We start from the raw sequence: 14,183 nt of genomic DNA, 5'->3' as shown, positions 1-14,183 counted from the left end.
CATTCGTCTCTGGGAAATGCCGCGCCAGCGCAGTTCGCCGAGGCATTTCGGACAGCCCCAAATACGCCGATTTTTCTACCTTAGATCGGCTCAAGATTTGGGAGGCCGTCACCAGAACTAAATTCCCATAGTTCCGAGCGTACTTGCTAGCGGTGTCATCTATTCCGATGATCTGGTCCAGTGTGAACCCATGCTTCTTCAGCTTCGCTATCCGCTTCTGTGTTGAGTAGCCGCCTTCCTCCCAATCCCTAACTAAGCTGCACCTCTCGGATGACCATACAAATTCTAGGGGACGCTTTGGCATCAACTGTGCGACAAGAGGCTCAGCGTAGAGACGTCCAGACGATGTCCAAACGCCGACCCTAAACCTTGAGAAGGCGAAGTCCAGAAATGTGTCGAGATGGGGCCGCTTGTAGACGTGATACCCGACGACACTCAGATCCGCTGGACGATCCAAGGGGCGCTCAGTTGAGAAGACGAGCGTTTCATCAAGGTCTAGTACCAGAAGCTTCCTTTCTCGGAGACTCATGGGCGTTTCTCCTTATTCTGATGTCGCTGTTTGGCGGATGTCGAGATTCGTTCTGCACCGTGACCCTGCTGGTACGCATGCGGAATCAAGAATTCCTTGATCGAGCTCCGGGATCTGAGGAGGACCAAATACACTCGCCGCCCGAAAGTGCTACGGGGTGGTCTGGCAAGGCTCATCAATCGGCGATGGTCCTCCGCCGGTTCTTTCCTATCCGATAATCTCGAAAGGACGTCTTTCGATCAGTCAGAGAGTCAATGGCGGAGTCCGAGCCATTTCGCGCCGGCTATACTCTGTGCTCTTCAGCCCACTTGTGGATGAAGCATTCTTGCTCGAGTGTCTCTACAGCTCCGGGACGAACCCTTCGTACCGCGAGGATCGCGCTTTCAGCATCACTGTTCGTCTTAGTGCTCAATAGAAGCAGCGAGGCAACTAGTCCTGCACGACCCAACCCTCCCTTGCAATGCACGACTACTCTTCCTCCGTCGAGCAGGGCGCGACTCAGATATGGTCCGAGCTCCTTCCAACGTGCCAGGAAGCGGTCGTCTGGCGCGCTACCATCCGTGATAGGCAGTCCATGCCAAGCCAAGCCATGCTTAGCAGCATGATCAGGTAGGGAGGAGATCCTGAGGTCCTCGAACTCCCACGGCTCGATAAGCGTGATCAAAAATCTTGCGCCCCAAGCACGAATCGCCTCCAAGTCCATGTCTAAATCCCTAGCCCAAGCGCCAGTCATTGCGCTCTCTTGATGCTTTCCGGGAGCAAATGTCACGCCAATTGCCCCATCCTTCGTTCCCACCGGTAACTCGGCAATAGCCAGTGGATGGGTGAGACTAGTTCGACTTGTCATAGTAGTAATGTGCCATCGACATTCTGCGCTCTTGCGCGTCGCTTCGGCCAACCAGAAGGCGGGTGCAGAGAGAGGTGCGGCAATGGATTCAAGGCCACCGGCCGCGCGAGGCTATGAAGAGATGCATGGCCTGACGGGACTCCATAGCCTGCTCAGGAAGTTCAATCTTTCGTTGGTAGCAGATTGAACGGGCATAGGCGATCTGCGCTTTTGTGGGCCTTTTGACATCCCAGTCAAGCATCTCTGGGACCAGTCTAGATAGCTCGGCGGCAAGGCGTCTGGAGAGGGTTCCGGCGTCTCCGCCCTCCTGAAGCTTTGCGAGTTGGCGCCGCAGATCCTGCTCCGACTGTTGGCTCAATGACAGTTCTAAGGTGAACTCTGATTCAGCATCTACCAAGAAGAAGCTCATACCTACCTGCCAAGGTCCGTAAGCGGCGCAGGCCCCCGAATGGGAGGTGGGGAGGGGGCGGCCATTGTCAAATATGCTACCGTAAGTACTGTAGACCAAAAGTACTACGAAACCAAAGCTTAGGGGGTGAAAACTTCCAAGCACCAGTTGGCCCTTGGCGCCGCCGTGAAGGCGAGACGGACGGCGCTGGGCGTCTCTCAGGAAGATTTCGCAGCCCGACTAGGTATGCACCGTACGCAACTTGGGCATATTGAGCAGGGAAAGAAGGACTGCAGGCTCTCTACCGTTATTAGGCTCGCCGATGCGCTTGGTCTATCGGCGTCAGGCCTGCTCCATACTGCGGACCTCTAGCGGTTAGTTTTGAGTGCAGACCCGGTGTTGGTTCCGGGTTTCTTGAAGCGTCTTTGACTATCCTTGCCGGTAGCAGGAAGATCTCTACGTGCTCGGCAAAGGTCAGCGCTCTCAGGGACCTTCACCGTTTCGGGGGCTGAATCCCGCCATGTTTAGCCGGCCCGACTGGCGCCTGCAAAGCGCCGAGGACTCGACACTCGGAAACCAGACCACCTGGACAGTGGGAGAGTATGCGAGTTAGCTCTTTGTTCAGTGCCTGGAGGTCTCTTACCTTCTCCTCAATACTGCGAATCTGACTCCGGACCAACTCATCCACAGCCCCGCACTCCTGGTCGCCATGGGTCTCTAATTCAATGAGATCCCGGATCTGGGCGATGGGGAGTCCAAGCTCTCTGGCACGGCGAACGAAGGCAAGCCTGCGCCGATCAACTTCAGTGTAGTGGCGGTAGTTGGCTTGTGAACGGGCCGGAGACGCAAGGAGGCCAATTTTCTCGTAGTAGCGAATCGTCTCAGCCTTGGTTCCGGTACGGAGTGAGAGTTGGCCGATCGTGAAGACGGTGGACATAGCTTGACCCTCTAGTTGCTACAGGGTTGATAAAGGCAGGATGAGCTGATTTCAACCCCAGAAGCCTTTTATAGGACTCACGATGGACCACTGCTGCGGTAACAAGCGCCAAGAACTCGAGCGGATGGCACAACAGGGCGCTCAGCGCCGCGTGCTGCTATGGGTGATGGCTATCAACTTGGTGATGTTTTTCGTCGAGTTTGGCGCCGGCATAGTCGCCAACTCAAGTGCGCTCCAAGCCGATGCGGTGGACATGCTTGGCGATGCAGCCGTGTACGCGCTCAGTCTCTGGGCCGTGGGGCGTGGTAGTCGGTGGGAGGCAGGCGCGGCCTTGGTAAAGGGCTTCTTGATCCTTGGATTCTTCGTTTTCATTGTCGTCGAGGTCGTGAACAAGATGATCACCGCGGTTCCACCGGCCAGCGGCATCATGCTCATCTTCGGATCAATTGCACTTGTGGCGAACCTATCCTGCTTGGCTTTCCTTTGGCGATTCCGCGCCCTAAACATCAACATGAAGAGCACGTTCGAATGCTCACGTAATGACGTGGCTGCCAACGTGGGCGTTCTCGTAGCCGCGGGCGGGGTGGCCCTCATCGGCAGCGGGTGGCCGGACATCGCCGCAGGATCAATCATCGCCCTGCTCTTTCTTCGATCTGCTGTAAGCGTGATCGTTGAGGCGTGGCCCGCATGGCGCTTGGGAGCCGAGCAGCGTTAGTTGGTACTGCGTCACACCAAGCTACCCGAGCCGCATCGGTCCTTTCAAACACCACAAGGCACACTGGAGCTATTTCAATGAAAGCAGCACGCACGATCATAGCGGTGTTGATACTATCTCTCGCCGCATTTTCCCCCACTTCATTCGCTCGGAGTGCCGAGGGCCCGGCCAATGACCAATCGCCTCAAGCCGGTGTGGTAGTACGGCCTCATTCGCCTGTCATAGGCCCGGTCAATGCGCCCGTCACCATCATCGAGTTCTTCGATCCAGCTTGTGAGGCCTGCCGGGCCATGCATCCAGAGGTCAAAAGGATCCTGAGAGAAAATGCGGATGCTCGGCTGGTGCTTCGCTATACGCCCTTCCACGGGAAGACATCTGTCCTCGGCATAAACATTCTTGAGGCTGCGCGCCAGCAGAACCGGTTTGCGGCCGTTCTCGAAGCGCTAATGGATGCCCAGCCCGCCTGGGCTTCACACGGGCGGGAAGACTCAGCGATTGCTTGGGAATTTGCGCGAAAAGCTGGCTTGGACGTGGCTAAAGCCCGCGCATACATCGCTACGGGCGTAGTGGAAAAAGTGATTGCGGTCGATCTCGCCGACGCGAAGGCTGCAAAGATTGGCGGAACTCCGTCCTTTTTTGTGAACGGAACTCCGCTCCCGCGACTCGATCCCGCACTGCTCAGCCAGTTAGTCCGTACAGAAGTCAAGGCAAAGCGTTAATTTGTCGTCCCGCCCGCATCGCATGTGGTTAGTCCTCAACCCGTTCATTCTTCCGAGCAAGCCGCAGGATGCGACTCATACACGACCGCGCGGTTGATGAACAAGTGCCGGCTTGCTGATGAGCGCCGTCCACGGTATCTTCTCGACCTCAACCGTATTGGTCAGAGCCGCACGTGACTTCCTTCGTCATCCACGCTAAGCGCTACGCTCTGGCACTGCTACTTGCAGTGCTGGTGGTCGTGCCTTTCGTGGATGCGTCGATTTGCTCTTCTGAAGAGCAGGCCCATCAGGACGTAGCAGGGGCAGGCGACGGCCATTCCGACAAGTCACACCCTGCGTGTGGTCATGGGCACTGCCACCACAGCAGCACCTTCGTCGCGTCCAACGGATTCACCAGTGCCGACGCTGCACTAAATGAAGACGGGCATACGTTCTACGAACAGCCTGTGACTTCCCACACGCCCGAAAGGCTGATTAGACCTCCCAGGGCTTGATCGCGACACAGGCGCAGCGCGTCTGCTCGTACTTCTGCGATCACCTTTAACAGGTCTCTCCATGATCAAACTTTGTTGCTGGGCGCTTGGCGCGCCCGGCCGACGCGTGGCTGCTGGTGCAGCCGCCGAACGGCATCGTGCCGCCTTCAAAAAGGTGGACTAAATGCCTCTTCCGATTCCCACCTCTAACCGAGTTTCGTACGGTCAATCTGCCGTGCTGACGACAGCTTCTGTGCTGATCATTCCCGCACGCCCTGGAGACGGTGCTCTATCTCCAGCCGGTGAGGCACGTTTGGCCTCGGTCTTCTCCCCTGAATTCGTGGATACCGCTACCTGGTTGCCGTGGCACAGGGACGGCCTGGTCGTAGGCAGACCTCCGCTACTGACCGGGATTCAAGCCACGCTGGCGCAACTAACCGAAACCTTGCGGACTTCCTTCTTGGGTGCCTCCCGGGTATCAGTCTCTGCGTATGCGTGGATACGTAGTGTCTCAGTGCTTTCAGTCTCACGCGGTGCGTTGAAGAGGCCTTCCCCGGGCATGAGCGCCGTAGGAGTCGTCCAGGCGCTTGCGAGTTCCAAATGGCACAGCGCTTCAAAGCTATTTCCAGGGACTTCCGCGCGAGTAGCCAGACGTACCCGGCCCTCCGCAGCGCATAGACGCTACAAGTGGCTCGGGGAGCATTCGGCTTCGACGCAGTCAGTCGCGACCGGTTATGGATTCGCGCAAGCCAGTCAGCGGCAGCCTGCACTGGTGATGAACTGTAACCGCCACCGACTGCGCAGGCGTCGACTACTTATCGAGGGATCAGCGCTCGGCGACTGTCCCGGTGAAGATCCGAAACCTCGCAAGCTCTCTACCCCAACCAATCGCTACTTCAGGACTCTGCCTCTTGGCGGCGATGCGTCTGCTTGCGCGGACTCAATACAGCGGCCTTATGCATCGCCTCTTGCGAGTGCAGACGCACCTTCTCCCAGACCTGCATCGCATCTCTAAGCGCCCGTTGGAATTAGACCCGCGAGCAGGAACGCCCTTCGACGAGTTGGCGCGGTCTGCGAAGTGCCTCCGCATGCGCCATGAGCGCATTTGGCGGTCGATCAAAAGGAAGCAGCTATGCGTTACATGAAAAAATACCTGAACCACAGTTGGAAGCTTGGTGGGAATGGCTCAAATCCACTAGGACGGCTCGGCCGGCCTCTTCGTGGGCCTCAGGCCGGGATCAACACACTAATCGTGATCGTCGCACTCTACTTCACGTTGTTCCTCAACAACGCCTTCTTTGCAGAGGTAGTTGAAAAGAGTGGTGTGGAGGGTGTGGCGCGAGCGCTGCTTGTCGCGTCTACGGCCGCGCTTCTTACGGCTATGAACGTACTTATTCTTGGGCTTCTGTGCGTCCGATGGACGTTGAAACCGATTGTTGCTTTGCTCCTCATTGTGTCAGCAGCGGCGGCATACAACTCCGACAATTACGGCGTGTACTTCGATTCGAGCATGATTCGAAACGTGCTGAAGACTGACAGCGCGGAGGCCGGAGAGCTGCTGACCTGGGGATTGTTCCTGTCGGTGCTGGTCAAAGGTCTGCTTCCCGCCGTTGCGGTATGTGCGGTACGAATTCGACCTCACTGCACCATGGCGCGCGGACTACTTTCCAGAGCTCTCTTGCTGGGCATGGCTATAGTGGTAGTTGTTGGTGCGGCACTGGCCTCATTCGACAACCTATCCTCGCTTATGCGCAACCACAAGTCAGTCAGATACCTTGCGACGCCCGGGAACTACCTTGCCTCGATAGGGAAGGTCATCAAAGAGGAGACGCGCGCAGAGCGTGGACCGATCAAAGTAGTCGGTCCCGACGCCACGATGGATCCTCATCCACCAGGCGCGAAGCCACACTTTCTTGTCATTGTTGTAGGCGAGACGGTTCGCGCCCAGAACTGGGGGCTGAACGGATACGCTAGGAACACGACACCGCAACTTGAAGCCCTGGACGTCGTGAACTTCACCGACGTGACGGCCTGTGGTTCCAATACCGAGGTGTCCGTTCCTTGCATGTTTTCTATGTATGGAAGGCGAGACTACGACCGAGACAAGATCAAAAGATCCGAGTCGCTTCTGCACGTATTGGAGCGCGCCGGAATCAAGACCCTGTGGCGCGACAACCAGACGGGATGCAAGGGGGTGTGCTCTGATCTTGCATTTGAGTCTTACCGCGTTCCCGCCAAAGATAGTCTATGTGACGATCAGGCTTGTCGCGACGAAATCATGCTGCAGGGATTGCATGACTCCATTGACGACAATCCCGGCGACGTCGTCGTGGTTCTGCATCAGCTTGGTAACCACGGACCTAGCTACTACAAGCGATACCCCGAGAGCCTGAGGAAGTTTACTCCTGACTGCCGCAACGCCGACCTTGGCAAGTGTACTCGCGCCGAGATAGTCAATGCCTATGACAACGCAGTCTTAGCGACGGATGACTTTCTGGCAAAGACAATCCGTATGCTCGAACAGGACAAGAGCCACGATACAGGCTTGATCTATGTATCCGACCACGGGGAGTCATTGGGCGAGGCGAACGTCTATCTGCATGGTCTTCCCTACGCCATTGCCCCGGAGACTCAGATCAAAGTGCCGATGGTGATGTGGATGTCAGAGGGCATGAAGAGCAGCAACAAGCTGGATATTGAATGCGTCCAGGGACGTTCAAGGCTGCCAGCCACTCACGACAACCTCTTCCATTCTGTGCTCGGTCTCATGCAGGTGCGGACAAAAGCGTTGGACCAGAGCCTAAATCTGTTCTCCGGCTGCTCCGTTGGCAGTGTCGCCGCCCCATAACCATTTCTCGGGAGCAGCGCTGCCGGGAGATCCCGGCAGCGCCTCCTAACGGCAGAAGAAGGAAACATCACAATGGCAGACATGTATGGTCATCGTCCACGGAGCATCGCCCGTGTGTTGAAAGCGCTGCGCTGGTCTCTTCAGGGGCTGCGATCGGCCTGGCTGCATGAGTCTTCTTTTAGGCTAGAGGTCGTCATGGCCCTGGCGGCTCTACCCGCCGCAGTCTGGTTAGGCGACTCAGGGGTAGAGCGAGCCCTCTTGGTAGGGAGTGTGCTGTTGGTGCTTGCGTTGGAACTACTGAACTCGGCCATCGAAGCAGTTATTGAACGATACGGGCCGGAGATCCATGAGCTCGCTGGTCGTGCCAAAGACATGGGCTCAGCCGCTGTGTTCGTAGCACTTTGCAATGTCGGACTGACCTGGGCATTCCTCCTCCTAGACTGACCACCTTAGCTCCAAACCTGAACGGAAGCCTAAATCGTGCCAAAAGCGGTCGCTTCCACCCTTCTATGTAATTGTATCCGTCTCAATCAGGTTGATAGCCTTCCCACCATGCGCCGGTCCCTTCCTGCCATTCGTATGTACCTAATGCTGCTGCTTTTGGCGGTATTTGTGGTCGTGCCTGTGGCCGAGTCGTTGGCGTGTGCGCAGGAAGCACCGGCTAGCCAGGGAGATGTTCACGCCCTGAGCAGTGACTCAGACCTGGAATCGGGCAAGGACAAGAGTAAGCAATCATCCGGCGCCGACTCCTGCGGTCACGGGCATTGCCACCACTCAACCGCTAGTCTCCCCGCCGCCGGCCACGACGATCTGCTCGCCAATGGTCGAACCTTGCTGCGCAATACCGAGCACGGGGATGTCTACGCACTTCGACTCGACGGGCCCATGCGCCCCCCCCGTATCTGATCTCGCTCTGCCCCGCGCTAGCGGGTAGTTCGCTCAGATAATTTACGGGAGTTTTTATGTCGATTTTGACAGGTCGGTCGCTATCAGCGACCGGGTTGGCTGTTGCTGTTCTGCTGGCATTGGTGCCTGGCGGGGATGTAGGTGCTCAAACTGCACCGTCTTACGAATCGTTGCTTTCTCGTTTGGACCAGATGCCTGCGTCCGTCCAAGGTGCCGCGCTGGCCGAGGCCGCAGAGGCTCGGGTGCAACAGGCCCGGGCTGTACCCAATCCGACGGTCTCCATCGACGCAGAGAACGCGTACGGTACTGGTGCCTATCGGGGTTTCTCCAACGCTGACACCATTGTGACGCTTTCCCAGCCGCTCGAAATTTGGGGTCAGCGGGGCGCGCGAGTGCGCGCTGCGCGTGCAGAGGCAGGCGCAGCGGGCCTGCGGGGCGATCTGATGCGCAGCGATGCGGCTGGTCGTCTGGCAGCCACGTATGCGGAGGCAGAGGCTGCTCTGCGCCGCTATGAGTTGGCTAGCGAAGCTTTGGCGTTGATTGAACAAGACGCGAAAGCCGTAGGTGCGATGGTTAGCGAAGGTCGGGAACCCAACTTGCGCGGCGTCCAGGCGCGTAGCGAGGTTGCTAACGCGAAGGCCAGCCTGGATGAGGCCGAGGCCTTCCGGGACGCGGCTCTAGCGCGGCTAGCCGGGGTGTCTTTGTTGGATGGCCGGCTTACCGAGATCGGTGAAAGCCTTCTGGATCGCGTGCCATCTCACCCGGTCGCAAACGAGGCCGCCCCGCTCGCTGTTCGAATCGCCCAAGCCGAAGCGGAGGCGTCAGGTCGGCTCATCGATGTCGAGCGTAAGCGCGCTTTGCCACAACTGAGCGCATCTGTGGCTCAAACGCGCTTCCGCCAAGCAGGCGACGAGGCCTACAACGTTGGCATCAGCCTTTCCATTCCCCTGTTTGACCGCAACCGCGGGGCGATTCGGGCTGCATATGCCGAGCAACGTGCAGCTGAGGCGGTTCTAGAGGGTCAGAAGCGTGACAGCGAGGCGGCTCGGTTGGGAGCGGTAGCGAGTCTCAAAGCGTCCAACAGCCGCGCGCGAGCTGCGGATGAGAGCGTACAAGCCGCAGACGAAGCCTATCGGTTGGCCCGCATCGGATTCGAGGCAGGTCGTATATCGCAATTGGAGCTGCGTAGCACCCGATCAACTTTGATTGCTGCGCGTGGCAGCGCTGTAGATGCCCGCCTTAGCCGGGTGACAGCAGAAATCGACCTCGCTCGCCTTGAAGGGCGCGCACCGTTTGTGGAGGCAAAATGAATAAGTACGGAAACAAGACGCTCATCGGAGCGACGCTGGTGGCTGCCTTCCTGCTCACCGGGGGGCTTACCGCATGCAGTGGCGGTGCGGAGGAAACGGAAAAAGCCGCCGGCACCGAGGCCAAGAGTAAGGGCAGCAAAGAAGAAGGGAAGGGTGGTCACGCAGATGAGGCCACGCCTGATGGTGCAGAAGCCCACAATGATGGCGACGGCGACGGTGAACACGGCGAGGAGGAGGCTGAGGAGGGGCTAGTCAAGCTGACGTCCGATCAGATCAAGGCATCTGGCATCGGCGTGGTTGCAGTAGGGCGGGGCGGTGGCGCTTCAACTAGGCTTGCAGGTCGCGTCGAGCCCGCCATCGGGGGGCGCGCAGCGATCGCCTCGACGGTCACTGGCCGGGTTGAGCGCGTACTCGTTGCGCCAGGAACAGCGGTCAAAAGCAATCAACCTCTAGTAGTTGTGGTTAGCGGCGAAGCTGCGACGTTCAAGGCCGCAGCTACTGCGGCGGCGGCAGAGGCAGAAGCTACTCGCTTGGCCTACAGCCGCGATAAATCTCTGGTGGACCAAGGTGTGGTGGCGCGTCAGGAGCTGGAGGCCTCGCGGGCCCGCTCTTTGGCGGCCGATGCTGCGGCCAGTGCTGCCCGTGCTCAAGTCGCTGCCAGCGGCTCTCCGGACAGTTCCGGCCGGGTGACCATCACCAGTCCGGTCGCTGGGTTGGTAGGCAACGTCCAGGTAACACCAGGTGGTGTCGTCTCGGCTGGAACCTTGGTGGCGGAGGTTTCCAATCCCGACATGAATGAACTCGTGTTTACCGCGCCCCCCGCGCTGGCCACCGTCGCCATGCCAGGGATGAAGTTGGAGGTCACGGGCCCCCGAGGTAGCTTCGAGGCTGAAGTAATTGCTGCGGCTGCGAATGTGATGCAGCAGGGTGGCACCGCCACGATTCGTGCCAAGCCAATCTCCGAGAAACTTCCACCGGCCGGCTCCCCCGTTTCGGCACTGATCATTGCCGGTGGTGCCGCCGAAGGTATGAGCGTGCCTGCTGACGCGGTCCAAACCGTTGACGGCAGAAGCGTTGTCTTCGTGGCCGTCGAGGGCGGCTTCAAAGCAACGCCGGTACTCGCCGGGCGCCGTGCAGGCAATCGAATCGAGATCCTTAACGGTCTGACGGGCAGTGAGCGCGTCGTAGGCGCCAACGCCTTCCTGCTCAAAGCCGAACTGGCCAAGGGCGAAGCCGAACACGGCCACTAAGGGAACTCATTCACCATGTTCAACATCATCATCGAAGCAGCGGTCAGGTTCCGCTGGCTCATGGTGTTTCTGGCCGCATTGATTGCCTGCTTTGGCTTGTTCCAACTAAGCAAGCTACCAGTCGATGCCGTACCAGATATCACCAACCGCCAGGTCCAGATCAATACCATCGCCCCAGCCCTGACCCCTGAGCAAATCGAGCGTCAGGTTACGTACCCCTTGGAGACGGCCTTGGCTGGCATCCCGGGGCTGAACACCACCCGTTCGCTATCGCGCAATGGCTTCTCCCAGGTCACTGCAATCTTCACCGACAAGACTGACATCTACTTCGCACGCCAGCAGGTCGCTGAGCGCATGCGGGAAGCGGCCGGGGACCTGCCTGACAATGTCTCACCCATGCTTTCGCCCGTTACTACGGGTTTGGGTGAGGTACTGATGTGGACAGTGGACTTCAGGCCATTCGACCCCAAGAAGCTGGCCAAACCTGGCCAAGCCGGTTGGCACGAGGGCGAGGTCTACCTGACCCCGGAAGGCGATCGCCTTGCTACCGCGCAGGAGCGCGCAACGTATCTGCGTACCGTCCAAGATTGGATTATCGCGCCCCAGATGCGCTCAAGCCCGGGCTTGGCGGGGGTTGATACGGTAGGTGGCTACGTCAAGGAATACGGTATCTACCCCGACAGCGCACGGCTGGCGGCATACCGACTTGGCTTGGCCGATCTCGTACAGGCATTGGAGCGTTCCAACGTTCAAGCAGGTGCGGGCTTCGTTCAACGTGCAGGTGAGGGCCTGGTAGTACGGGCCGACGGCCTTGCGTTGACGACCGACGACTTGGCCCAATCCCCGGTAGCGACCAAGGACGGCGTGGTTATTCGCGTAGCCGATGTAGCAGAGGTCGGTCTGGGTCGTGCCCCGCGGCTGGGCGCGGCTAGCCGTAACGGACATGAGGCCGTGCTTGGCACTGCTCTGATGATCGCCGGAGGTAATAGCCGCACCGTGGCACAGGCGGCCGCTGAGCGTCTGGCGCAGGTCAACGAATCTCTGCCGGCCGATATCTTTGCAGAACCGGTGCTTGACCGAAGCGTGCTGGTCAACTCGACCGTCAAGACGGTCGCCAAGAACCTGACTGAAGGTGCTCTGCTGGTAGTTGTGGTTCTCTTCCTGCTACTGGGAAACTTCCGTGCAGCAGCCATTACCGCGCTGGTGATTCCGCTCTCGTTCCTGTTTGCCGTTATCGGCATGAACAAGTTTGGTATCAGCGGCAACCTGATGAGCTTGGGCGCCCTGGATTTCGGCATTCTTGTAGATGGTGCGGTGATCGTGATCGAGTCCACCCTGCTGATGCTGGGCAAACGCCGAGCAGAACTTGGCCGGCCTCTGAATGCCATGGAACGGCTCCGCGTGGCGGCAGATTCAGCCAAGAAGATGGCGCGTCCTGCGGCGTTCGGGCAGATGATTATTCTGCTGGTGTTCGCACCGATCCTCACCTTGGAGGGCGTTGAAGGTAAGACGTTCCAACCGATGGCAGCTACTTTCATGCTCGCCCTGATTGGCGCATTTATCTTCTCCTTTACCTTCGTGCCTGCAATGGCTGCGCTCCTTGTGAGAGATCCAAAGCCTCATGCGAACAAGGACGGCAAGGATTCTCACGACAATGAAGAGCACGAGACTGCAATCATCCGCGTCCTGAGAAGGCGCATTGAGCCAGCAATCCAAGGTGCCATTCGTAGGCCCAAGGCTGTGCTTGCTGGCGCTCTGATGATGCTTGTGATGGGCGTGGTCGGCTTCACGATGCTGGGTCGGGAGTTCATGCCAACGCTTGATGAGGGAAACCTTGCCATGCAGGCGCTTCGCGTTCCCTCGACGTCCTTGGAGCAATCGCTGGCTATGCAACTGGCGCTGGAGAGGTCCATCGCGGCTGAGCCTGAGGTAGTGACCGTCTTCTCAAGAACAGGTACTGCCGAAGCTGCTATCGATCCAATGCCAACCAACATCTCTGACAGCGTGATCGTGCTCAAACCGCGCAAGGATTGGCCTGACTCTTCCTTGAGCAAGGAGGATCTAATCGCCAGGTTTGAGAAGATCGCAGCCTCGCAGATAGGTAACAGCTTCGAGTTCAGTCAGCCCATCGAACTGCGCTTCAACGAGTTGATCTCGGGTGTGCGTACGGATTTGGCTGTCATGATCTACGGCGACAACTTCGAGCAGCTTCAGGCTGTTGCCGATCAGGTTGCGCTGAAGCTGAGGAACGTGGAGGGCGCTGCGGATGTTCGTGTGGAACAGATCTCTGGTCTGCCCACGCTCAATGTAGCGATCGACCACCTTGCAGCAGCACAGTACGGTCTGACGGCTGCAGATGTTAGCGACGCCCTTGCAACGGGCATCGGCGGCGCGGCGGCCGGCAAGATCTTTGAGGGGGATCGTCGTTTCGATGTCGTCGTTCGCCTCGGAGACGATGCCCGCAATGATCCCGATCAGCTTGCATCACTGCCAATTGCAACTCCCACCGGCGGGATTGTGCCCCTCTCATCTGTTGCACGCATCGACATCAGCGAGGGACCTAATCAGATCAGCCGGAACAACGGTAGCCGGCGTGTAGTGGTTCAGGCCAATGTACGCGGCCGTGACTTGGGCGGGTTCGTAGGTGAAGCCCAAGCTGCAGTGAAGGATGTTCAGTTGCCCCCGGGTGCACACATGACTTGGGGCGGGCAGTTCGAGAACCTCCAGCGGGCGGAAAAGCGACTCTTGACCGTCGTGCCGATCGTGTTCCTGCTGATCGGTAGCCTGTTGTTCATGGCACTGGGCAGTGCAAAGGAAGCGGGCCTCGTGTTCAGCTGCGTTCCGCTAGCACTGGTCGGCGGCATTCTCGCTTTGCTCGTTCGTGGCATGCCGTTCTCGGTGTCTGCTGCAGTCGGATTCATTGCGGTTTCTGGCGTGGCAACGCTGAATGGTCTGGTGCTCATGCAGGCTATTCGAGAGCGCCTGGACGCCGGCGATAGCCCTCTGATTGCTGCGATGAATGGCGCCGGCAGCCGAATTCGGGCCGTGGTGACCACCGCGTTGGTCGCCATCGTCGGCTTCATTCCGATGGCTATTGCGAGTGGTTCGGGTGCCGAAGTGCAGAAGCCTCTGGCTACGGTGGTCATTGGTGGCTTGTTGACTGCAACGGTCTTGACGCTGCTTGTCTTGCCGACCTTCGCGGGGCGACTGGCCAAGTCAGATCCTAAGGTGGAGCCGGAGACCGCCCACTGATTGAATGAG

Annotated in this window: 11 protein-coding genes; 8 read left to right on the top strand and 3 right to left on the bottom strand. The window is 58.6% G+C overall.

Features of this window, described 5'->3' with window-relative positions:
- Both ACVOL0_RS07195 and ACVOL0_RS07190 read right to left on the bottom strand, forming a co-directional pair.
- A partial coding sequence (locus ACVOL0_RS07195) for an NIF family HAD-type phosphatase (protein WP_481548513.1) occupies positions 1-529 on the bottom strand: 529 nt, incomplete at its 3' end.
- 283 nt (positions 530-812) lie between these two features.
- A complete protein-coding gene (locus ACVOL0_RS07190) occupies positions 813-1,232 on the bottom strand; it encodes a cyclin-dependent kinase inhibitor 3 family protein (protein WP_232767658.1) in 420 nt (139 codons plus the stop codon).
- Between the two features lie 679 nt (positions 1,233-1,911).
- Here ACVOL0_RS07190 and ACVOL0_RS07185 point away from each other — a divergent pair.
- Positions 1,912-2,136 carry a helix-turn-helix domain-containing protein gene (locus ACVOL0_RS07185; protein ID WP_101099236.1) on the top strand — a complete coding sequence of 75 codons (225 nt, stop codon included), beginning with the start codon at positions 1,912-1,914 and terminating at the stop codon, positions 2,134-2,136.
- A 121-nt stretch (positions 2,137-2,257) separates the two neighbouring features.
- Here ACVOL0_RS07185 and ACVOL0_RS07180 read toward each other — a convergent pair whose 3' ends face one another.
- Positions 2,258-2,701, bottom strand: coding sequence for a MerR family transcriptional regulator (locus ACVOL0_RS07180; protein WP_101099237.1), 444 nt, complete (start codon positions 2,699-2,701; stop codon positions 2,258-2,260).
- An 82-nt stretch (positions 2,702-2,783) separates the two neighbouring features.
- On the opposite strand from ACVOL0_RS07180, the gene ACVOL0_RS07175 reads away from it, so the two are divergent.
- The 7 genes from ACVOL0_RS07175 to ACVOL0_RS07145 all read left to right on the top strand — a co-directional run bounded on the left by ACVOL0_RS07175 (position 2,784) and on the right by ACVOL0_RS07145 (position 14,174).
- Entirely contained in the window at positions 2,784-3,416 is a 633-nt protein-coding gene (locus ACVOL0_RS07175) for a cation efflux transmembrane domain-containing protein (protein ID WP_101099238.1), read from the top strand.
- Between the two features lie 77 nt (positions 3,417-3,493).
- Positions 3,494-4,135, top strand: coding sequence for a DsbA family protein (locus ACVOL0_RS07170; RefSeq protein ID WP_157825118.1), 642 nt, complete (start codon positions 3,494-3,496; stop codon positions 4,133-4,135).
- Positions 4,136-5,740: 1,605 nt separating this feature from the next.
- Positions 5,741-7,456 carry a phosphoethanolamine transferase gene (locus ACVOL0_RS07165; protein WP_101099240.1) on the top strand — a complete coding sequence of 572 codons (1,716 nt, stop codon included), beginning with the start codon at positions 5,741-5,743 and terminating at the stop codon, positions 7,454-7,456.
- Positions 7,457-7,528: 72 nt separating this feature from the next.
- Positions 7,529-7,900, top strand: a complete 372-nt coding sequence (locus ACVOL0_RS07160) for a diacylglycerol kinase (protein ID WP_101099241.1) — start codon at positions 7,529-7,531, stop codon at positions 7,898-7,900.
- Between the two features lie 518 nt (positions 7,901-8,418).
- Positions 8,419-9,672 carry a TolC family protein gene (locus ACVOL0_RS07155; protein ID WP_101099243.1) on the top strand — a complete coding sequence of 418 codons (1,254 nt, stop codon included), beginning with the start codon at positions 8,419-8,421 and terminating at the stop codon, positions 9,670-9,672.
- Positions 9,669-10,922, top strand: coding sequence for an efflux RND transporter periplasmic adaptor subunit (locus ACVOL0_RS07150; protein WP_054663599.1), 1,254 nt, complete (start codon positions 9,669-9,671; stop codon positions 10,920-10,922). The genes ACVOL0_RS07155 and ACVOL0_RS07150 overlap by 4 nt, the downstream gene beginning before the upstream one ends.
- Before the next feature lie 15 nt (positions 10,923-10,937).
- On the top strand, positions 10,938-14,174 hold the full coding sequence (locus ACVOL0_RS07145) for an efflux RND transporter permease subunit (RefSeq protein WP_101099244.1): 3,237 nt from the start codon (positions 10,938-10,940) through the stop codon (positions 14,172-14,174).
- Positions 14,175-14,183 lie beyond the last annotated feature (9 nt).

The organism is Stenotrophomonas sp. STEN021 (assembly GCF_056760175.1).
Note: the sequence above shows the minus strand (reverse complement) of the source record. Positions and strands in the feature narration are given on the sequence as shown.